This window comes from Staphylococcus sp. HMSC069E10, from assembly GCF_001809205.1.
Lineage (GTDB): Bacteria > Bacillota > Bacilli > Staphylococcales > Staphylococcaceae > Staphylococcus > Staphylococcus hominis.
Genome location: NZ_KV796489.1, coordinates 270,763 through 293,648 on the forward strand (window position 1 = coordinate 270,763; position 22,886 = coordinate 293,648).

Annotated in this window: 15 protein-coding genes and 2 pseudogenes; all 17 read left to right on the forward strand. The window is 32.6% G+C overall.

Features of this window, described 5'->3' with window-relative positions; all coding sequences use genetic code 11:
• The first annotated feature begins 2 nt into the window (after positions 1–2).
• Positions 3–785, forward strand: a complete 783-nt coding sequence (locus HMPREF2561_RS08350) for a phosphatidate cytidylyltransferase (protein ID WP_017174605.1) — start codon at positions 3–5, stop codon at positions 783–785.
• Between the two features lie 212 nt (positions 786–997).
• Complete coding sequence (gene rseP / locus HMPREF2561_RS08355; protein WP_017174606.1) at positions 998–2,284, forward strand: RIP metalloprotease RseP; 1,287 nt, start codon at positions 998–1,000, stop codon at positions 2,282–2,284.
• A 16-nt stretch (positions 2,285–2,300) separates the two neighbouring features.
• Entirely contained in the window at positions 2,301–4,001 is a 1,701-nt protein-coding gene (locus HMPREF2561_RS08360; RefSeq protein WP_017174607.1) for a proline--tRNA ligase, read from the forward strand.
• Between the two features lie 168 nt (positions 4,002–4,169).
• Positions 4,170–8,480, forward strand: coding sequence for a PolC-type DNA polymerase III (locus HMPREF2561_RS08365; protein WP_093514707.1), 4,311 nt, complete (start codon positions 4,170–4,172; stop codon positions 8,478–8,480).
• A gap of 145 nt (positions 8,481–8,625) precedes the next feature.
• A complete protein-coding gene (gene rimP / locus HMPREF2561_RS08370; protein WP_070468667.1) occupies positions 8,626–9,093 on the forward strand; it encodes a ribosome maturation factor RimP in 468 nt (155 codons plus the stop codon).
• Positions 9,094–9,113: 20 nt separating this feature from the next.
• Positions 9,114–10,340, forward strand: a complete 1,227-nt coding sequence (nusA, locus tag HMPREF2561_RS08375) for a transcription termination factor NusA (RefSeq protein ID WP_019835114.1) — start codon at positions 9,114–9,116, stop codon at positions 10,338–10,340.
• A gap of 29 nt (positions 10,341–10,369) precedes the next feature.
• Entirely contained in the window at positions 10,370–10,654 is a 285-nt protein-coding gene (rnpM, locus tag HMPREF2561_RS08380) for an RNase P modulator RnpM (RefSeq protein ID WP_002448835.1), read from the forward strand.
• The gene (locus HMPREF2561_RS08385; protein WP_017174611.1) at positions 10,651–10,968 is read left to right on the forward strand and encodes a YlxQ family RNA-binding protein; all 318 of its coding nucleotides are present in this window, start codon (positions 10,651–10,653) and stop codon (positions 10,966–10,968) included. Before rnpM ends, HMPREF2561_RS08385 begins: the two co-directional genes overlap by 4 nt.
• A gap of 4 nt (positions 10,969–10,972) precedes the next feature.
• Complete coding sequence (gene infB / locus HMPREF2561_RS08390; RefSeq protein ID WP_070468669.1) at positions 10,973–13,069, forward strand: translation initiation factor IF-2; 2,097 nt, start codon at positions 10,973–10,975, stop codon at positions 13,067–13,069.
• A 94-nt stretch (positions 13,070–13,163) separates the two neighbouring features.
• A complete protein-coding gene (rbfA, locus tag HMPREF2561_RS08395; protein WP_019835112.1) occupies positions 13,164–13,514 on the forward strand; it encodes a 30S ribosome-binding factor RbfA in 351 nt (116 codons plus the stop codon).
• A 211-nt stretch (positions 13,515–13,725) separates the two neighbouring features.
• Positions 13,726–14,643 carry a tRNA pseudouridine(55) synthase TruB gene (gene truB / locus HMPREF2561_RS08400; protein ID WP_048762395.1) on the forward strand — a complete coding sequence of 306 codons (918 nt, stop codon included), beginning with the start codon at positions 13,726–13,728 and terminating at the stop codon, positions 14,641–14,643.
• Between the two features lie 17 nt (positions 14,644–14,660).
• Complete coding sequence (gene ribF, locus HMPREF2561_RS08405) at positions 14,661–15,632, forward strand: riboflavin biosynthesis protein RibF (RefSeq protein WP_070468672.1); 972 nt, start codon at positions 14,661–14,663, stop codon at positions 15,630–15,632.
• 110 nt (positions 15,633–15,742) lie between these two features.
• Positions 15,743–16,012: a 30S ribosomal protein S15 gene (gene rpsO, locus HMPREF2561_RS08410; protein ID WP_017174614.1), complete on the forward strand. Its 270-nt coding sequence runs from the start codon at positions 15,743–15,745 to the stop codon at positions 16,010–16,012.
• 136 nt (positions 16,013–16,148) lie between these two features.
• On the forward strand, positions 16,149–18,245 hold the full coding sequence (pnp, locus tag HMPREF2561_RS08415) for a polyribonucleotide nucleotidyltransferase (RefSeq protein WP_019835109.1): 2,097 nt from the start codon (positions 16,149–16,151) through the stop codon (positions 18,243–18,245).
• 205 nt (positions 18,246–18,450) lie between these two features.
• A complete protein-coding gene (rnjB, locus tag HMPREF2561_RS08420) occupies positions 18,451–20,124 on the forward strand; it encodes a ribonuclease J2 (protein ID WP_017174616.1) in 1,674 nt (557 codons plus the stop codon).
• A 336-nt stretch (positions 20,125–20,460) separates the two neighbouring features.
• A pseudogene (locus HMPREF2561_RS11050) lies at positions 20,461–21,133 on the forward strand (cell division protein FtsK); the annotation flags it as partial.
• Between the two features lie 77 nt (positions 21,134–21,210).
• Positions 21,211–22,884 (forward strand): annotated as a pseudogene (locus HMPREF2561_RS08425) (DNA translocase FtsK); the annotation flags it as partial.
• Positions 22,885–22,886 lie beyond the last annotated feature (2 nt).

The following is a 22,886-nucleotide window of genomic DNA, read 5'->3' on the forward strand; positions in this document are numbered from 1 at the left end:
TTATGAAAGTAAGAACATTGACCGCGATTATAGCATTGCTTATTTTTCTACCTATATTATTAAAAGGTGGAACTATTTTAATGCTTTTTGCTTATTTGCTGGCGCTCATTGCTTTAAAAGAATTGTTAAATATGAATATGATTAAATTTTTATCAATTCCAGGTATTTTCAGTGCTATAGCGCTTATTATTATTATGCTTCCTCAGTCTGCCGGAGATTGGGTGAGTGATGTTCAATTAAAAAGTTTAATTGCAATGAGCTTCATACTATTAAGTTATACTGTACTTTCGAAAAACAGATTTAGCTTTATGGACGCTGCATTTTGTTTAATGTCTGTAGCATACGTTGGAATAGGATTTATGTATTTTTATGCTACACGTTCTTATGGTTTACATTATATACTTTTTGCATTTTTAATCGTATGGTTAACAGATACTGGCGCATATATATTTGGACGATTAATGGGGAAACACAAACTATGGCCAGTTATTAGTCCAAACAAAACGATTGAAGGTTTTATTGGAGGACTCATTTGTAGTTTAATTGTTCCACTTGTAATGATGTTTTTTGTAGATTTTCATCTAAATATTTGGCTGTTATTATTAATTACAATTATTTTAAGTGTATTTGGTCAATTAGGTGACTTAGTAGAATCTGGTTTTAAACGTCATTTTGGTGTTAAAGATTCAGGCAGAATCTTGCCAGGACATGGCGGTATTTTAGATAGATTTGATAGCTTTATGTTTGTTTTACCACTGTTAAACATTCTATTACTACAAATGTAATAAAAAATTAACGTTTTTTTTATTTATGAAAAGCATATAATGATATAATTGAGGAGTTATTGAGTTCACATTTGATTAATATTATATAATCGTGTACTTTATAGCTCTTTTTTTAAAACTGTTTTTTTATACTAGAAATTATTATAAAATTTAAAATCTAAAATCTTATATTCTAGATAATTTAAATATTAAAATTAATTGAGGTGTTGTAAGTGAGTTATTTAATCACAATCGTCTCATTTATTATCGTATTTGGTGTACTCGTTACAGTACATGAATATGGACATATGTTTTTTGCAAAACGTGCAGGTATTATGTGTCCAGAATTTGCGATTGGAATGGGACCCAAAATTTTCAGTTTCCGTAAAGATGAAACGTTATATACAATACGTTTACTTCCAGTTGGTGGGTATGTAAGAATGGCAGGAGATGGATTAGAAGAACCACCCGTTCAGCCAGGAATGAATGTTAAAATAAAACTAAATGAACAAGATGAAATTACACATATTATTTTAGATGATCAACATAAATTCCAAAAAATTGAAGCGATTGAAGTTAAACGATGTGATTTTAAAGATGATTTATATATTGAAGGTATTACAGCATATGATAATGAAAGACATCATTTTAATATTGCTAAAAAAGCTTACTTTGTTGAAAATGGTAGTTTAATTCAAATTGCACCAAGGCATCGTCAATTTACACATAAAAAACCATTACCTAAGTTTTTAACTTTATTTGCGGGCCCATTATTTAACTTTATTTTAGCTCTCGTACTATTTATTGGCTTAGCTTATTATCAAGGTACGCCTACCCCTACAGTAAAACAATTAGCAGACAATTATCCAGCACAAGAAGCTGGATTAAAAGCTGGAGATAAAATTGTTCAAGTTGGACACTATAAAATTAACGATTTTAGCGATATTCAAAGTGCACTTAATAAAACGAAAGACCATCAAACAACAATTAAAATTGTACGAGATGGTCACACCAAATCACTAGATGTTACACCTAAAAAACAAGTGATTAAACAGACAAAATTAAATTCTAAAACTTCTTATGTATTAGGTTTTCAACCTGCGAATGAACATTCACTATTTAAGCCATTAGCATTAGGCGTACAACAATTTTTAGATGCAAGTGTACTTATTTTTAAAGCAGTTGGAACAATGATTGGAAGTATTTTCACAGGTGGCTTTACTTTTGATATGTTAAATGGTCCAGTGGGTATTTATCACAATGTAGATTCTGTAGTAAAACAAGGTATTATTGCATTAACATACTATACGGCATTGCTGAGTGTTAACTTAGGGATTATGAACTTATTACCTATTCCAGCTTTAGATGGTGGTAGAATTTTATTTGTTATTTATGAAGCGATATTTAGAAGACCAGTAAACAAAAAAGCTGAAACTGCAATTATTGCTGTTGGAGCTATATTTGTAGTGATTATTATGGTCTTAGTCACTTGGAATGATATACAACGTTATTTCTTATAATTTAGGAGGATAAAAAATGAAACAATCGAAAGTCTTTATACCAACAATGAGAGAAGTCCCTTCTGAAGCTGAGGCTTTAAGTCATCAGTTGTTATTAAAAGCAGGTTTAATTAAACAAAGCACAAGTGGTATTTATAGTTATTTACCCTTAGCAACACGTGTACTAAATCATATTTCTAAAATCATTCGTGAAGAAATGGAAAATATTGATGCAGTTGAGATTTTAATGCCAGCATTGCAGCAAGCAGAACTTTGGGAAGAGTCGGGACGTTGGGGCGCTTATGGTCCTGAATTAATGCGATTAAAAGACCGTAATGGAAGAGAATTTGCTTTAGGACCTACTCACGAAGAAGTAGTGACTTCTATCGTTAGAGACGAATTAAAGTCTTATAAACAATTACCATTAACATTATTCCAAATTCAATCTAAGTTCCGTGATGAAAAACGTCCACGTTTTGGTTTATTACGTGGAAGAGAGTTCATCATGAAAGATGCTTATTCTTTCCATGCTGATGAAGCATCATTAGATCAAACATATCAAGAGATGTACAATGCTTATAGTCGTATTTTTAAACGTGTTGGAATTAATGCGCGTCCAGTAGTAGCTGATTCAGGTGCTATTGGCGGTAATCATACACATGAATTTATGGCTTTAAGTGAAATTGGTGAAGATACGATTGTGTATAGTGAAAATAGTGATTATGCAGCAAATATTGAAAAAGCTGAAGTTAAGTATTATCCAAATGAGAAACATACAGACATTAAATCACTAGAAAAAATAGAAACGCCAAATATTAAAACAGCTCAAGAATTGGCTGACTTTTTAAATCGTCCAATTGATGAAATTGTAAAAACAATGATTTTCAAAGTGGATGGAGAATTCATGATGTTTTTAGTAAGAGGCCATCACGAGCTCAATGATGTGAAGGTGAAAGCATACTTTGAAACTGATAATGTGGAAATGGCGACTCAAGATGAAATTGTAAATTTACTTGGAGCAAATCCTGGTTCATTAGGACCTATTCATAATAAAGACATTAAAATTATTGCTGATAATTTTGTTAAAGATTTAAATAACATAGTGGTAGGTGCTAATGAAGATGGCTATCACTATATTAATGCAAATGTTGAGCGTGATTTTAATATCGATGAATACGGAGACTTTAGATTTATTTTAGAAGGTGAACCGTTAAGTGATGGTTCTGGAAATGCAAAATTTGCAGAAGGTATTGAAGTTGGACAAGTATTTAAACTGGGAACGAAATATTCTGAAGCAATGAATGCTAAATTTTTAGATAATCAAGGTAAAGCGCAACCTTTAATTATGGGTTGCTATGGTATCGGAGTGTCTAGAACATTAAGTGCGATTGTTGAGCAAAATAATGATGAAAATGGTATTATTTGGCCAAAGTCAGTCACTCCATTTGATTTACATTTAATTACAATCAATCCTAAAAAAGAAGAACAACTTGAATTAGGAGATAAATTATACTCAGAATTACAATCTAAATATGATGTACTTTATGATGATCGTAAAGAGCGTGCAGGCGTTAAATTTAATGACGCTGATTTAATTGGTTTACCGATAAGAATTGTTGTAGGTAAAAATGCAAGTGAAGGTATTGTTGAAGTTAAAGTGCGTCAAACGGGTGAAAGTGAAGAAGTTCATGTTAATGAATTAGACAATCACATTGCTTCACTCTATGAAAAACTATAGGTGCACATGAATAAAAATGGTTGGAACATTTTGTTGTTTCCAACCTCTTTTATTGTTTTTATTAGTTAAACTGTAATCATGAAAAATAAATGTGAAAGTAGTATAATATAAATCAAGTTTTTTAAAGTAAATGATAAGTTCGAAATAAGGTGGTTATTCTTTGTGGCAATGACAAGTCAGGAAAAATTTAGAGTACTTGCCGATCAAATTAAGATTTCAAATCAATTGGATAAAGAAATACTTGAAAAAGGTGAACTCACACGAATAGATGTATCAAATAAAAATAGAAGTTGGGAATTTCAGATTACGTTACCTTATTTTCTTTCAAATGAAGATTATTTAATCTTTACTCATGCAATTAAAGAAGAGTTTAAAGATATTGCACATGTGGACTGGCATTTTACAATTCAAAATACATCGAATCAAGATGAACATGTGATTAAATATTTTGGACATTGTATTGAACACACAGCTTTATCACCAAAAGTGAAGGGTCAACTTAAACAAAAACGTTTAATTATGTCAGGTAATGTTTTAAAAGTAATGACTTCAAATGATATTGAAAGAAATCATTTTGATAAAGTATGTAATGGTAGTTTAGTAAAAGCATTTCAAAAATGTGGCTTTGATATAGATAAAGTAATATTTGAAACTGATGATTCGAATAGAGATGAAGATCTTGCTTCATTAGAGGCACATATTCAAGAAGAAGATCAACAAAGTGCTAAAGAAGCTACAGAAAAAATTGAAAAAATAAAAGCTGAAAAAGCAAAACAACAAGATAATAACGGCAGTAGTGTTGAAAAATGTCAAATAGGAAAGCCAATTCACGTTGAAAATATTAAACCTATTGAAACAATTATTGAAGAAGAATTTAAAGTAGCCATTGAAGGGGTTATCTTTGATATTAACATTAAAGAACTAAAAAGTGGACGTCACATTGTTGAACTTAAAGTGACAGACTATACAGATTCTTTAGTATTAAAAATGTTTACTAGAAAAAATAAGGATGATTTAAATCACTTTAAAGCCTTAAGTGTAGGTAAATGGGTACGTGCACAAGGTCGTATAGAAGAAGATACGTTTGTACGTGATTTAGTCATGATGATGTCAGATATTGAAGAAATCAAAAAGACACCTAAACAAGATAAAGCAGAAGAGAAACGTGTCGAATTTCATTTACATTCATCAATGAGTCAAATGGATGGTATTCCAAACATCAGTGCGTACGTTAATCAGGCTGCAGCATGGGGACATAAAGCAATAGCTGTTACTGATCATAATGTGGTTCAAGCTTTTCCTGATGCTCATAGTGCAGCGGAAAAAAATGGAATTAAAATGATTTACGGGATGGAAGGCATGTTAGTCGATGATGGTGTGCCTATTGCCTATAAACCTACTGATAGAGATTTAAAAGAAGCTACATATGTAGTGTTTGACGTCGAAACAACAGGTTTATCTAATCAATATGATCAAATTATCGAACTTGCTGCTGTCAAAGTTAAAGACGGCGAAATTATAGATAAATTTGAAAGATTTAGTAATCCACATGAAAAATTATCAGAAACAATAATTAATCTGACACACATTACAGATGACATGCTAGTGGATGCACCAGAAATTGAAGAAGTACTAACAGAATTTAAGGAATGGGTAGGAGATGCCATTTTTGTAGCGCATAATGCTTCATTCGATATGGGCTTTATTGATACAGGGTACGAACGATTAGGTTTCGGTCCATCAACTAATGGAGTGATTGATACTCTTGAATTATCACGTACCATTAACACTGAATATGGTAAACATGGATTAAATTTCTTAGCTAAAAAATATGGCGTTGAACTTACTCAACACCATAGAGCGATTTATGATACTGAAGCAACGGCTTATATTTTCATTAAAATGGTTCAACAGATGAAAGAACTAGGTGTGACTAATCATAAAGATATTAATAAAAAGTTATCAAATGAAGATGCCTATAAACGTGCACGACCAACCCATGTCACACTCATAGTTCAAAATCAAGATGGACTCAAGAATTTATTTAAAATCGTAAGTGCTTCTTTAGTAAAATATTATTATAGAACACCTAGAATTCCACGATCATTATTAAATGAATATCGAGAAGGCATTCTAGTAGGTACAGCTTGTGATGAAGGGGAATTATTTACAGCTGTGATGCAACGTGATCAATCTGAAGTTGAAAAAATAGCAAAGTATTATGATTTTATAGAAGTACAACCACCTAAGCTTTATCAAGATTTAATCGATCGTGAATTAATCCGTGATACTGAAACATTGTATGAAATATATGATCGTATTTTAAAAGCGGGAGAAAGTACAGGAATACCTGTGATAGCTACTGGTAATGCTCATTACTTATTTGAGCATGATGCTATTGCTCGTAAAATTTTAATTGCATCACAACCAGGTAATCCATTAAATCGTTCCACACTTCCAGAAGCACATTTTAGAACAACAGATGAAATGTTAGATGAATTTCATTTTTTAGGAGAAGATAAAGCCTATGATATTGTTGTTAAAAATACGAATGAATTAGCAGACCGAATTGAGAAAGTAATTCCAATTAAAGATCAATTATTTACGCCACGTATGGAGGGCGCTAACGAAGAAATACGTGAATTAAGCTATACAAATGCGAAAAAATTGTATGGTGATGACTTACCGCAAATTGTCATTGATCGTCTCGAAAAAGAATTAGATAGTATTATTGGTAATGGCTTTTCAGTTATCTATCTCATATCACAACGGTTAGTTAAAAAGTCATTAGATGATGGATATTTGGTAGGGTCACGTGGTTCTGTAGGTTCGAGCTTTGTTGCAACGATGACAGAGATAACAGAAGTGAATCCGCTCCCTCCACACTATATATGTCCACATTGTAAGACGAGTGAATTTTTTGATGATGGGTCGGTAGGTTCAGGATTCGACTTACCTGATAAAACATGTGAAACATGTGGTGGCGAATTAATTAAAGAAGGTCAAGATATTCCATTTGAGACTTTCTTAGGATTTAAAGGAGATAAAGTACCAGATATTGACTTGAACTTTAGTGGTGAATATCAACCGCATGCCCATAACTATACGAAAGTACTTTTTGGAGAAGATAAAGTATTCCGAGCAGGTACAATTGGTACAGTGGCTGAAAAAACGGCATTTGGCTTCGTTAAAGGATATCTAAATGATCAAGGTATTCATAAACGTGGTGCGGAAATCGATAGACTTGTCAAAGGATGTACAGGTGTTAAACGTACAACTGGACAGCATCCAGGAGGAATTATTGTAGTTCCTGATTATATGGATATTTACGATTTTACACCGATACAATATCCAGCAGATGATCAAAGTGCATCTTGGATGACCACACACTTTGATTTCCACTCGATTCATGATAATGTGTTAAAACTCGATATACTTGGACACGATGATCCTACAATGATACGGATGTTACAGGATTTATCAGGTATCGATCCTAAAACGATTCCTGTTGATGATAAGGAGACAATGCAAATATTTAGTAGTCCGGCTTCTTTAGGTGTAACAGAAGAGGATATTTTATGTAAGACAGGCACATTTGGTGTACCTGAATTTGGTACAGGTTTCGTTCGTCAAATGTTAGAAGACACTAAGCCAACAACATTTTCTGAACTTGTACAAATTTCAGGTTTATCACATGGTACCGATGTGTGGCTTGGTAATGCACAAGAGTTAATTCGCTCAGGCATCTGCGATTTATCCAGTGTAATTGGTTGTCGTGACGATATTATGGTATATCTTATGTATGCTGGGCTTGAACCATCAATGGCCTTCAAAACAATGGAGTCTGTGCGTAAAGGTAAAGGACTTACGGATGAAATGATAGATGCGATGAAAGCGAATGATGTACCTGATTGGTATTTAGATTCATGCTTAAAAATTAAATACATGTTCCCTAAAGCTCACGCAGCTGCTTACGTACTTATGGCTGTACGTATTGCATACTTTAAAGTGCATCATCCGTTATACTATTATGCAGCATATTTTACAATTCGTGCATCAGACTTTGATTTAATTACAATGATTAAAGATAAAGAAAGTATTAAGAACACAGTTAAAGATATGTATTCTCGTTATATGGATTTAGGAAAAAAAGAAAAAGATGTATTAACAGTATTAGAAATAATGAATGAAATGGCACATCGTGGATTTAAAATGCAGCCGATTAGCTTAGAAAAAAGTCAAGCTTTTGATTTCATTATTGAAGATGATACATTGATCCCACCATTTATTGCTGTGCCAGGATTAGGTGAAAACGTAGCTAAACGTATTGTTGAGGCACGTGAAGACGGTCCATTTTTATCCAAAGAAGACCTTAATAAAAAAGCAGGTTTATCTCAAAAAATTATTGAATACCTTGATGATTTGGGTTCATTACCAGATTTACCAGATAAAGCACAATTGTCCATTTTTGATATGTAAATGGACAACTTAGAAGTATTAATAGTAGCTTCATTTGTTTAAGCATATAAAGTATGTTATAATTAGTTTGTGTAAAAATTTAGACTCAGGCAGAAAGAGTGGGCATATACCCGCTCTTTTCTATTTGCCAAAAAAGGAGGCCTGTATGAGTAAAATTACTGAAGAAGTAGAAACTATCATTACTCCCATTTTAGATGATTTAAACTTTGAATTAGTTGATGTTGAATATGCAAAAGAAGGCAAAGATCGTTTTTTGAGAATCTCTATTGATAAAGAAGGTGGCGTGGATTTAAATGATTGTACGCTTGCTTCTGAAAAAATAAGTGAAGCAATGGATCAAAATGATCCTATTCCTGAAATGTATTATCTTGATGTAGCTTCACCTGGAGCTGAACGTCCACTAAAAAAAGAAAAAGATTATCAAAATGCGATAGAGCAACCTATATTTATATCTCTTTATGCGCCAATTGAAGGTGATAAAGAATGGTTAGGCATTCTGAAGTCTGTCGATGATGACACAATAACTATGGAAGTTAAAGAAAAAGCAAAGAAAAAAACAATTGAGATACCAAGAAATAAAATTGCAAAAGCACGTCACGCTGTAATGATTTAACGTGATGAGGAGGAATAATTGTGGCAAGTAATGAATTATTATTAGCAACTGAATACTTAGAAAAGGAAAAGAAAATTCCAAGAGAAGTTTTGATTGATGCAATTGAAGCAGCTTTAATTACTGCATATAAGAAAAATTATGATAGTGCTAGAAACGTCCGTGTAGAATTAAATATGGATGAAGGCACATTTAAAGTCATCGCACGTAAAGAAGTTGTAGAAGAAGTATTTGATGATCGTGAAGAAGTTGATTTAAGCACAGCTTTAGTTAAAAATCCTGCTTATGAAATAGGTGATATTTACGAAGAAGATGTCACACCTAAAGACTTTGGTCGTGTGGGCGCACAGGCTGCTAAACAAGCAGTAATGCAACGTCTAAGAGATGCTGAAAGAGAAATTTTATACTCTGAGTTTATTGATAAAGAAGAAGATATTTTAACAGGTGTGATTGATCGTGTTGATCATCGATATGTGTATGTTAATTTAGGTAGAATCGAAGCGGTTTTATCTGAAGCTGAAAGAAGTCCTAATGAGACATACATTCCAAATGAAAGAATTAAAGTCTATGTTAATAAAGTAGAGCAAACAACAAAAGGTCCACAAATTTATGTGTCAAGAAGTCATCCGGGTTTATTAAAACGTTTATTTGAACAAGAAGTTCCAGAAATTTATGATGGAACTGTTATTGTGAAATCAGTTGCACGTGAAGCAGGAGATCGTTCTAAAATTAGTGTATACTCTGAAAATCCAGATATAGATGCAGTGGGAGCTTGTGTAGGTGCAAAAGGTTCACGTGTTGAAGCGGTTGTTGAAGAATTAGGTGGAGAAAAAATCGATATTGTTCAATGGGATGAAGATCCAAACGTTTTTGTACGTAATGCTTTAAGCCCATCACAAGTTTTAGAAGTTATTGTTGATGAAGATAACCAATCTACTGTAGTGGTAGTACCTGATTATCAATTATCATTAGCTATTGGTAAACGTGGACAAAATGCGCGCTTAGCTGCCAAACTTACAGGATGGAAAATTGATATTAAATCTGAAACAGATGCTCGCGAAGCAGGGATTTATCCTGTAATTGAATCTGAAGAAAAAGCTGATGAAATAGTATTTTCTGAAGATAAAGATATTGAAATTGATGACATAAATTTAGAAGAAACAAACTTAACAACAGCTGAATTATCAGCGGAAGTTGATGAAACTTCAAATGAAGCACAAGACGCTTCAGATAATAAAGAAGAACATTAATACGTTTAAGCATATGGGGTGAGTAGTAAATGAAGAAGAAGAAAATTCCAATGCGCAAATGCATCATCACGAATGAAATGCGTCCTAAAAAAGACATGATTCGAGTAGTAATTAATAAAGAAGGCGAAATTTTCGCTGATGGTACTGGAAAACAACAAGGTAGAGGTGCATATGTTTCAAAAGATGTTAAAAGCGTAGAAGATGCTCAAAAAAATGGTGTACTCGAGAAGTACTTTAATGAAAGTCCTGAAAAATTAGATCCTGTATATAAAGAAGTAATTCGATTAATTTATAGAGAAGAGATTCCTAAATGATAAAAGAACAGATATTTAATTTTTTAGGCTTAGCGATGAGAGCTAGAAAAGTTAAAGTTGGAGAATCAGTACTCATATCTGAGATAAAAAAACGTAATATTAAACTTGTGATTTTATCTACTGATGCTTCAGATAACGCTAAAAAGAATATAAAGAATAAATGTGACACATATCATGTTCCGTTTAGAGTTTTCGGTACGAGAGTAGAATTAGGACAATCATTGGGCAAAGAAGAACGTGTAAATGTTGGCGTGACAGATTCAGGTTTTGCTAAAAAACTTATGTCGATGATTGATGAATATTGTAAGGAGTGATTATATGAGTAAAAAGAGAATTTACGAATATGCGAAAGAATTAAATGTTAAAAGTAAAGAGATTATAGATGAGTTAAAGAAAATGGACGTTGAAGTATCCAATCACATGCAAGCATTAGAAGATGGCCAAATTAAGATGCTTGATAAAAAGTTCAAATCATCACAAAATGAAGAAAATAAAAAACAAAACACTCAAAATAATCACCAAAAACAACAAAGTAAAAAAGATAATAATCAAAACAAATCTAATTCAAAGAAAAAAAACAATAAAAATAGCAAAAACAATAAAAACAACAAAAATAATAATAAAGGTAAGAATAACAAATCTGCTGCTGAACCTAAAGAAATGCCTTCAAAAATCACGTATGAGGAAGGTATTACAGTAGGAGAACTTGCTGATAAATTAAATATCGAATCATCTGGCATTATTAAAAAATTATTCTTGTTAGGTATTGTTGCTAATATTAACCAATCATTAGATGAAGAAACATTAGAACTTATCGCAGATGATTATGGTGTTGAAATTGAAAAAGAAGTTGTTGTTAATGAAGAAGACCTAACAACTTATTTTGATGATGAAGAAGACGATCCAGATGCAATTGAACGACCAGCAGTTGTAACAATTATGGGACACGTTGACCATGGTAAAACAACATTACTAGACTCAATTAGAAATACTAAAGTCACAGCAGGAGAAGCAGGCGGTATCACACAACACATTGGTGCATATCAAATTGAAAATAATGGTAAAAAAATTACTTTCTTAGATACACCTGGACATGCAGCTTTCACAACAATGCGTGCACGTGGTGCTCAAGTAACAGATATCACTATTTTAGTAGTAGCAGCAGATGATGGCGTTATGCCTCAAACAATTGAAGCAATTAACCATGCTAAAGAAGCGGATGTACCAACAATTGTTGCGGTCAACAAAGTTGATAAACCAACTGCAAATCCAGACCGAGTGATGCAAGAGTTAACTGAATATGGTTTAATTCCAGAAGATTGGGGTGGCGACACAATCTTTGTACCACTTTCAGCATTAAATGGTGATGGTATTGATGACTTATTAGAAATGATTGGTTTAGTTGCCGAAGTACAAGAATTAAAAGCTAATCCTGATAAGCAAGCAGTAGGTACTGTTATTGAAGCAGAATTAGATAAATCACGTGGACCAGCTGCGTCATTATTAGTTCAAAATGGTACGTTGCATGTAGGTGATTCAATTGTAGTTGGTAATACGTATGGTCGCGTAAGAGCTATGGTAAATGATTTGGGTCAAAGAATTAAAACAGCTGGGCCTTCTACACCGGTTGAAATTACTGGTATTAACGATGTACCTCAAGCAGGTGATCGCTTCGTTATTTTCAAAGATGAAAAACAAGCGCGTCGTATTGGTGAAGCTCGTCATGAAGCAAGTGTGATTCAACAACGTCAAGAAAGCAAAAATGTTTCATTAGACAATTTATTCGAACAAATGAAACAAGGAGAAATGAAAGATTTTAATGTCATTATTAAAGGTGATGTACAAGGTTCTGTAGAAGCTTTAGCTGCATCTCTTATGAAAATTGATGTTGAAGGCGTAAATGTTCGTATTATTCATACAGCTGTAGGAGCAATCAATGAATCAGATGTTACATTAGCTAATGCTTCAAATGGTATTATTGTTGGATTTAACGTACGTCCTGATGCAGGTGCGAAACGTGCAGCAGAAGCTGAAAATGTTGATATGCGTCTTCATAGAGTCATCTATAATGTTATAGAAGAAATTGAATCAGCGATGAAAGGTTTATTAGATCCTGAATTTGAAGAACAAGTTATCGGACAAGCTGAAGTACGTCAAACATTCAAAGTTTCAAAAGTTGGAACCATTGCTGGTAGTTACGTGACTGAAGGTAAAATCACTCGTAACGCAGGCGTACGTGTCATTCGTGATGGTATTGTTCAATTCGAAGGTGAACTTGATACGTTAAAACGATTTAAAGATGACGCTAAAGAAGTATCACAAGGTTACGAATGTGGTATTACAATTGCAAACTTTAATGACATTAAAGAAGGCGACATTATTGAAGCATTCGAAATGGTAGAAATTGAAAGATAACTAATTTGTAAGAGGCTAAAGTGTATATGATATAGGTAGGCACTTTAGCATTCTCTTCTAATCATATGTTAAATAATAAAGAGGTGACATATCCATGAGTAATATGAGAGCTGAACGTGTTGGCGAACAAATGAAAAAAGAAGTTATGGATATCATTAATAATAAAGTAAAAGATCCAAGAGTAGGATTTATTACTATTACTGACGTTGAATTAACAAATGATTTATTACAAGCCAAAGTTTTCTTAACAGTGCTTGGCAATAAGAAGGAAGTTAATGATACGTTTAAAGCTTTAGATAAAGCAAAAGGATTCATTAAATCTGAGCTAGGTTCAAGAATGAGATTACGTATAGTACCAGAGTTATTCTTTGAATATGATGAATCAATTGAATACGGTAATAAAATTGAAAAAATGATTCAAGATTTACACAAACAAGATAAATAATACTTTATCATTGTTATTAATCAGTGACATTCAATCAAATAACTTCAGAAAAAGAAGTTTAGATGCAACATATAATGGGGGTAGGACGATAACATTTACATGAATTCAGTCCTACTCCTTTTTATATGATTAATACTGATAAAATATGGATAAGACATTAAATGATTTAATAATACATAGTGAGACATAATAAACTAAAGGGTGTGAAAAAATGTACAACGGTATATTACCAGTGTATAAAGAACGTGGTTTGACCAGTCATGATGTTGTATTTAAACTTAGAAAAATCTTAAAAACTAAAAAGATAGGTCATACTGGAACATTAGATCCTGAAGTTTCAGGTGTACTACCTATCTGTATAGGGACAGCAACTAAGGTGAGCGACTATGTCATGGATATGGGAAAATCTTATCAAGCAACCATTACATTAGGTGAAAGTACGACAACTGAAGATCAAACTGGAGAAGTAATAGAAAAAGTAAATATATCATCGAATACGATTACTTCTATAGAAGTTGATCGTGTTTTAGAAGAATTTAAAGGAGTAATAGAGCAGATTCCTCCAATGTATTCCTCTGTAAAAGTAAATGGAAAAAAATTATATGAATATGCTAGAAAAGGAGAAACTATTGAACGGCCAAAACGACAAGTTAAAATTGATGAAATTGAACGAATATCTGATTTAACATTTATAGAACAAACATGTCATTTTGATATAAAAGTAACGTGTGGAAAAGGTACCTATATCAGAACGTTAGCAACAGATATTGGCAAAGCTTTAGGCTATCCTGCTCATATGTCGTTGTTAACTCGTATAAATTCGGGTGGATTTAATATAAATGAAAGTTTATCACTTGAAAAAATTTCTGAATTACATGAGCATGAAACATTACAACATTATCTATTTCCTATAGAATATGGTTTGAAAAGTTTACAATATGTAGTCATTGATGATGACACTTTAAAGTATAGAATCTTAAATGGTCAAAAACTCCTAAAAAAAGATTTTACTCTATCATTAGAAAAGCAATTTGTGTTTATTGATAAGATAAGTGAAAAAGCATTAGCCATTTATGAACATCATCCTGACAAAATTAACGAAATAAAACCTAAAAAAGTATTTAATTAAAGGAGCCTTTGATTGATATGAAAGTGATAGAAATAACACATCCAATACAAAATGAACAACTCATAAAAGAAGATGTTGCAATGGCATTTGGTTTTTTTGATGGTATGCATCGTGGTCACAGTAAAGTATTTGAATCATTAGATATACGTGCAAAAGAAAAAAATTTAAAAAAGGCAGTAACAACATTTGATCCGCATCCATCAGTAGTATTAAATCCTGAACGTAAACGTACAGATTACTTAACGCCACTATCTGATAAATTAGAAATGATAGAACAGCATGATATTGATTATTGTATTGTTATCAATTTCTCATCACGTTTCGCTAACGTCACAGCTGAAGAGTTTATCAAAGACTATATTATTAATAATCATGTTAAAGAAGTTGTTGCAGGATTTGATTTTACATTTGGTAAATTTGGTAAAGGAAATATGGCCGTGTTAAATGAAATAGATGAATTTAATACTACAATAGTCGGTAAATTAGATTTAGATTCTGAAAAAATTTCAACAACATCAATTAGACAAGCGTTACATGAAGGCAATCTACAAAAAGCTAATGATGAATTAGGGTATTTATATCGAATTAAAGGCACAGTTGTTCAAGGAGAAAAAAGAGGTCGAACAATCGGTTTTCCAACAGCTAATGTCCAACCTAGCGATGATTATGTCCTTCCTAAAAAAGGGGTATATGCGGTAAGTATTGAAATAGGTGCCGAACACAAAATATATCGTGGGGTAGCTAACGTAGGTGTTAAGCCGACATTTCACGATCCATCTAAAGCAGAAGTGGTGATAGAAGTAAATATTTTTGATTTTGAAGAAAATATTTATGGAGAACGTGTAATCGTATATTGGCACCATTATTTAAGACCAGAGGTAAAATTTGATGGTATAGATGCTTTAGTAAGTCAAATGAATGACGATAAAGAACGTGCAAAATATCTTTTAGCAGTTGATTTTGGTGATGATGTATCGTATAATATCTAAAGTTGAGTTTTCGAAAAACTTATTACTATTGAATCCTTTATCTTGGCAGGTTGAAACTCCGACGCCTTGCTCAGATTAAGGTGTAAACAAAAATTAGGAGGAATTTAATTATGGCTATTACTCAAGAACGTAAAAATGAAATTATTAAAGAATATCGTGTACACGAAACAGATACTGGTTCACCAGAAGTACAAATCGCTGTTTTAACTGCAGAAATCTCTGCATTAAACGAACACTTACGTGAACACAAAAAAGATCACCATTCACGTCGTGGATTATTAAAAATGGTTGGTCGTCGTAGACACTTATTAAACTACTTACGTAGTAAAGATATTCAACGTTACCGTGAATTAATTAAATCATTAGGTATTCGTCGTTAATTTTAAATATATTGAAGGGAAAGCACCATTTAGATTGGTACTTTCCTTTTTTTGTATTTTTATCATAAACACTAATATAAAAATATATAAATAAATGATATGATGTAAGTATTAGATTTCAGAGAGGAGATTCATAATGTCTCAAGAAAAGAAAGTGTTCAAAACTGAATGGGCTGGAAGATCGTTAACGATTGAGACAGGTCAATTAGCGAAACAAGCTAATGGTGCAGTTTTAGTACGTTATGGTGATACTGTTGTATTATCTACAGCAGTTGCTTCTAAAGAGCCACGTGATGGTGATTTTTTCCCCTTAACAGTTAACTATGAAGAAAAAATGTATGCGGCTGGTAAAATTCCAGGTGGATTTAAAAAACGCGAAGGTCGTCCTGGAGATGAAGCGACACTTACTGCACGTTTAATTGATAGACCAATTAGACCATTATTCCCTAAAGGTTATCGACATGACGTTCAAATTATGAATACTGTATTAAGTGCGGATCCAGACTGCTCCCCAGAAATGGCAGCAATGATTGGATCGTCAATGGCATTGAGCGTGTCTGATATTCCATTCCAAGGACCAATTGCCGGTGTAAATGTAGGATATATTGATGGAAAATACGTGATTAATCCAACACTTGAACAAAAAGAAGTATCTCGTTTAGATTTAGAAGTTGCTGGTCATAAAGATGCTGTAAATATGGTTGAAGCAGGTGCGAGTGAAATTACAGAACAAGAAATGCTTGAAGCGATTTTCTTTGGTCATGAAGAGATAAAACGCTTAGTTGCTTTCCAAGAAGAAGTTGTTGAGCATATTCAACCTGTAAAAAAAGAATTTATTCCTGTTGAACGTGATGAAGAATTAGTACAACGAGTAAAATCTTTAACGGAAGAAAAAGGATTAAAAGAAACTGTATTAACATTTGACAAACAACAACGTGATGAAAATTTAGATGCACTTAAAGCAGAAATCGCTACTGAATTTGTAGACGAAGCGGATCCAGAAAATGAGTTGCTTATCGATGAAGTATATGCGATTTTAAATGATTTAGTAAAAGAAGAAGTTCGTCGATTAATTGCAGATGAAAAAATTAGACCTGATGGACGTAAACCAGATGAAATTCGTCCGCTTGAATCAGAAGTTGGTTTATTACCACGTGCACATGGTTCTGGATTGTTTACCCGTGGACAAACTCAAGCATTATCTGTACTTACTTTAGGAGCATTAGGAGACTATCAACTTATTGATGGATTAGGACCTGAAATTGAAAAACGTTTTATGCACCACTATAATTTCCCTAATTTCTCAGTAGGTGAAACGGGTCCAGTGAGAGCGCCAGGTCGTCGTGAAATTGGTCATGGTGCACTAGGTGAAAGAGCGCTTAGATATATCATTCCTGACACTACAGAGTTCCCTTACACAATTCGTATTGTGAGTGAAGTATTAGAGTCAAATGGCTCATCTTCACAAGCTTCAATTTGTGGATCAACATTAGCGTTAATGGATGCTGGTGTGCCTATTAAAGCTCCAGTAGCTGGTATTGCTATGGGTCTTGTCACTCGTGAAGATAGTTATACAATTTTAACTGATATTCAAGGTATGGAAGATGCTTTAGGTGATATGGACTTCAAAGTTGCTGGAACTAAAGAGGGAATTACTGCGATTCAAATGGATATCAAAATTGATGGTTTAACACGTGAAGTGATTGAAGAAGCTCTTGAACAAGCTCGTCAAGGTCGTTTAGCAATTATGGATCATATGTTACAAACAATCGATCAACCACGTAGTGAATTAAGTGCATATGCACCTAAGGTAGAAATTATGCATATCAAACCTGAAAAAATTCGTGATGTCATTGGTCCAGGTGGTAAAAAAATTAATGAAATTATTGACGAAACTGGCGTTAAGTTAGATATTGAACAAGATGGCACTATCTTTATTGGCGCTGTTGATCAAGAAATGATAAATAGAGCTCGAGAAATTATTAATGAAATTACCCGCGAAGCTGAAGTTGGCCAGGTATACCATGCAAAAGTTAAGCGTATTGAAAAATATGGTGCTTTTGTAGAATTATTCCCAGGTAAAGATGCTTTATTACACATTTCTCAAATTTCTAAAGATAGAATAAATAAAGTTGAAGACGTTTTAAAAATCGGTGATACGATTGAAGTTAAAATTACAGAAATTGATAAACAAGGCCGTGTAAATGCGTCTCATAAAGTTTTAGATGAATAAATGAATGAAGTTAAGGTTAGGACAAAATGAAGTCCTAACCTTCTTTATATATATAAAGAATGATTTTATGAAAGTATATATTTTTTTATTAAAGGTCTTTTACTCCTTAGTTACAACACACTTTAATAGTGTACATCCTTCGTAAATTAAATTATAATAAATTATGAGTTTATATGGACGGGAATTAATTATAGGAGGTAACATTTTGAGTTTAGTAAAGAAAAAGAATGACGATATTCGCATTATTCCACTTGGGGGCGTAGGCGAAATCGCTAAAAATATGTATATCGTCGAAGTAGACGATGAGATGTTTATGTTAGATGCAGGATTAATGTTTCCTGAAGATGAAATGTTAGGAGTAGATATTGTTATTCCTGACATCCAATATGTAGTAGAAAACAAAGATAAATTAAAAGGGATATTTTTAAGTCATGGTCATGAACATGCAATTGGTGCAGTGAGTTATATTTTAGAGCAAGTTGATGCACCAATTTATGGATCAAAACTTACTTTAGCTTTAGTTAAAGAAAGTATCAAAGAAAGAAATATAAAGAAAAAAGTACGATATTATACTGTAAATCATGATTCAGTGATGAGATTTAAAAACGTCAATATTACTTTCTTTAATACATCACATAGTATTCCAGATAGTTTAGGTATCTGTATTCATACTTCACACGGTTCAATTGTATATACAGGTGAATTTAAATTTGACCAAAGTTTACAAGGGCATTATGCTCCTGATATGAAACGCATGGCTGAAATTGGAGAAGAAGGTGTTTTTGCTTTGATTAGTGATTCAACTGAAGCAGAAAAACCTGGTTATAATACTCCAGAAAATGTCATAGAATCGCATATTTATGATGCATTTGCTAAAGTAAAAGGACGCTTAATTGTTTCATGCTATGCATCGAATTTTATTAGAATTCAACAAGTATTGAATGTTGCTAGTAAATTAAATCGTAAAGTATCTTTCTTAGGAAAATCTCTTGAAAGTTCATTTAATACTGCACGCAAAATGGGATATTTTGATATTCCTAAAGATTTATTGCTTCCAATCAATGAAGTTGAAAACTATCCTAAAAATGAAGTCGTTATTATAGCAACAGGTATGGAAGGCGAACCTATTGAAGCGTTGAGTCAAATGGCCCAACATAAACATAAGATTTTAAATATTGAAGAGGGCGATTCAGTTTACTTAGCCATCACTGCTTCAGCAAATATGGAAGTTATTATAGCCAATACGTTAAATGAACTTGTTCGAGCAGGTGCACATATTATTCCAAATAATAAAAAAATTCATGCCTCTAGTCATGGTTGTATGGAAGAATTAAAAATGATGATTAATATTATGAAACCTGAATACTTTATTCCTGTTCAAGGTGAATTTAAAATGCAAATTGCTCATGCAAAATTAGCAAATGAAGCAGGTGTTGCACCTGAAAAGATTTTCCTTGTCGAAAAAGGTGATGTGATTCATTTTGATGGCTCACACATGGTATTAAATGAAAAAGTAAATTCAGGTAATATTCTTATCGATGGTATAGGTGTAGGAGACGTTGGAAATATTGTGTTAAGAGATCGTCATCTTCTTGCAGAGGATGGTATCTTTATTGCAGTAGTAACATTAGACCCTAAAAATAGACGTATAGCTGCTGGACCTGAAATTCAATCACGCGGATTCGTTTACGTACGTGAAAGTGAAGAATTAATGCAAGAAGCGGAAGATAAAGTTCGAGAAATTGTGGAAGCTGGACTACAAGAAAAACGCATTGAGTGGTCTGAAATTAAACAAAATATGCGCGACCAAATTAGCAAGCTTTTATTCGAAAGTACAAAACGTCGCCCAATGATTATTCCAGTTATTTCTGAAATTTAAAAGATATACATTTAATAAAGAGGTCGGGACAATATCACTTTTATAAAATAATTAAAAATATAAACGTTTATCATTCTTATTTATAGATTCATTGATGTATTAAATTGAAAGTATATAAAAGATAAGACATTTACCCTAACTTTTATAGTGAACTCTATAATTTTAAAAGATGATTTGACTCATTTATTTTTAATTATTTAAAAATGGGCTTAAGAGTCTATGTGATACATATTGTCTCAACCTCTTTCATACTTTTAACTCTAAAACATAACTTACATTTTTTTATATTTTTGAAAATGTCATTATTATAATTAAAAATAAAAGAAGGTGTAACATTTGCCACGAACTAAGAAAAAAACAACGACTAGAAAAACCAATTCAAAGACGAAAACGAAAGCACGCCAAACTAAAAAGAAAAAGCAACAAAAAACAGATAGTTCTATAAGGTATATTATTGCTATTGTAATTGTGATTATATCTATTTTAGGAATATTTCAATTAGGGCTTGTTGGTAGAATGATTGATAGCTTTTTCAATTATTTATTTGGCGCAAGTCGTTACCTTACATATATTTTAGTAAGTTTAATTACGATTTATATTGCAATGCAAAGACATTTTCCAAAAACACGTCGTACATTCGGTCTCATTTTATTACAATTTGTATTACTGATTGTTTCTCAACTCATTTATTATTTTTCTAAAGGAGAAGTTGCGAAAAGAGAACCGGTATTGTCTTACGTCTATAAATCTTATGAACATACTCATTTTCCAAATTTCGGTGGAGGTATTATAGGCTTTTATTTATTAAAATTATTTGTACCTTTAATCTCTATTGCTGGGATTATCATTGTGACTTTGATTTTACTGATATCGAGCTTTATCCTATTACTAAAATTACATCATAGAGATGTGGCGAGAAACACAATTGATTATTTTAAACGTTCTACTCAGAGTGCCTCATCTACTTTAAAAGAAAAAAGAGAAGCAAATAAAATTAGAAGAGAAGAACGATTACGTGAAAAAGAAGAACAGCGTCAAGCATTGGCACACCAAAGAGAATTAGAAGAACAACAAAGGAAAGATGAAGTCATGAAAGATGTGAGTGACTTCCCAGAAGTGAAACAGCAACATGAAGATATTCCTATATATAGCCATCATGCAGCAACGGATGAAGAAAAAGTACGATCTAAACGTAAAAAACGTCAATTTGACATAGACCATCAAGATAAAGAACCTACGCATGTGTCTGCGTCAAATTCTATGAAAAAAGATAAAATAAAACACGTTTCTAATGATGACGATACGAATAATAGTTCGATCATAGAAGCAGGAGAAGTTGGCAATGTAGCCTATCACATTCCTCCTTTATCATTACTTAAACAGCCAACAAAACAAACGACAACTTCAAGAGCTGAAGTACAACGTAAAGGTCAAATATTAGAATCAACCATGAAAAATTTTGGAGTTAATGCTAAAGTGACTCAAATTAAAATTGGACCGGCTGTCACTCAATATGAAGTTCAACCAGCTCAAGGTGTTAAAGTAAATAAAATCGTTAATTTACATAATGATATAGCTTTAGCACTTGCTGCGAAGGACATTCGTATTGAAGCGCCTATACCTGGACGTTCAGCTGTAGGCATTGAGGTTCCAAATGATAAAATTTCTTTAGTTACGCTAAAAGAAGTTTTAGAATCAAAATTTCCAGCAAAAAATAAATTAGAAGTCGGTTTAGGACGAGACATCTCCGGAGAACCAATGACTATTGAATTGAATGAAACACCTCACTTATTAGTGGCTGGTTCTACAGGTAGTGGTAAGTCAGTATGTATCAACGGTATTATTACGAGCATTTTATTAAACGCTAAGCCACACGAGGTAAAATTAATGTTAATTGATCCTAAAATGGTAGAATTAAATGTATATAATGGTGTTCCACATTTATTAATACCTGTAGTAACAAATCCTCATAAAGCATCACAGGCATTAGAGAAAATTGTAGCTGAAATGGAACGTCGTTACGATTTATTTCAACATTCGTCTACTAGAAACATTGAAGGATACAATCAATTTATAAGACGTCAAAATGAAGAACTTGATGAAAAGCAATCAGAACTTCCTTATATCGTTGTCATTGTTGATGAATTAGCAGATTTAATGATGGTGGCAGGAAAAGAAGTTGAAAATGCAATACAGCGTATTACACAAATGGCCCGTGCAGCGGGTATACATTTAATTGTAGCAACACAACGTCCTTCTGTAGATGTTATCACGGGGATTATTAAAAATAATATCCCTTCAAGAATTGCATTTGCTGTAAGTTCACAAACAGACTCTAGAACAATCATAGGCTCTGGAGGAGCAGAGAAATTATTAGGCAAAGGCGACATGCTTTATGTTGGTAATGGTGAATCCACACAGACACGTGTTCAAGGTGCATTTTTAAGTGATCAAGAAGTACAAGAAGTTGTAAATTATGTAGTTGAACAACAAAAAGCAAATTACGTAAAAGAAATGGAACCTGATGCTCCTGTAGAGAAATCAGAAATGAAAAGTGAAGATGCACTATATGATGATGCATACGCTTTTGTAATTGAGAAACAAAAAGCAAGTACGTCGCTTTTACAAAGACAATTCAGAATTGGATATAATCGTGCATCAAGATTAATGGACGATTTAGAGAGAAATAATGTTATTGGTCCACAAAAAGGCAGTAAACCAAGACAAGTTTTAATAGATTTTGAGAATGAAGAGGTGTGAGT

What these genes read in the sequence shown, in the direction of transcription:
- HMPREF2561_RS08360 (WP_017174607.1), top strand. Translation starts at nt 2,301, where the DNA reads ATGAAACAATCGAAAGTCTTTATACCAACAATGAGAGAAGTCCCTTCT.
- HMPREF2561_RS08365 (WP_093514707.1), top strand. Translation starts at nt 4,170, where the DNA reads ATGACAAGTCAGGAAAAATTTAGAGTACTTGCCGATCAAATTAAGATT.
- HMPREF2561_RS08385 (WP_017174611.1), top strand. Translation starts at nt 10,651, where the DNA reads ATGATAAAAGAACAGATATTTAATTTTTTAGGCTTAGCGATGAGAGCT.
- pnp (WP_019835109.1), top strand. Translation starts at nt 16,149, where the DNA reads ATGTCTCAAGAAAAGAAAGTGTTCAAAACTGAATGGGCTGGAAGATCG.
- rpsO (WP_017174614.1), top strand. Translation starts at nt 15,743, where the DNA reads ATGGCTATTACTCAAGAACGTAAAAATGAAATTATTAAAGAATATCGT.
- HMPREF2561_RS08350 (WP_017174605.1), top strand. Translation starts at nt 3, where the DNA reads ATGAAAGTAAGAACATTGACCGCGATTATAGCATTGCTTATTTTTCTA.
- rnpM (WP_002448835.1), top strand. Translation starts at nt 10,370, where the DNA reads ATGAAGAAGAAGAAAATTCCAATGCGCAAATGCATCATCACGAATGAA.
- rbfA (WP_019835112.1), top strand. Translation starts at nt 13,164, where the DNA reads ATGAGTAATATGAGAGCTGAACGTGTTGGCGAACAAATGAAAAAAGAA.
- infB (WP_070468669.1), top strand. Translation starts at nt 10,973, where the DNA reads ATGAGTAAAAAGAGAATTTACGAATATGCGAAAGAATTAAATGTTAAA.
- ribF (WP_070468672.1), top strand. Translation starts at nt 14,661, where the DNA reads ATGAAAGTGATAGAAATAACACATCCAATACAAAATGAACAACTCATA.
- rimP (WP_070468667.1), top strand. Translation starts at nt 8,626, where the DNA reads ATGAGTAAAATTACTGAAGAAGTAGAAACTATCATTACTCCCATTTTA.
- truB (WP_048762395.1), top strand. Translation starts at nt 13,726, where the DNA reads ATGTACAACGGTATATTACCAGTGTATAAAGAACGTGGTTTGACCAGT.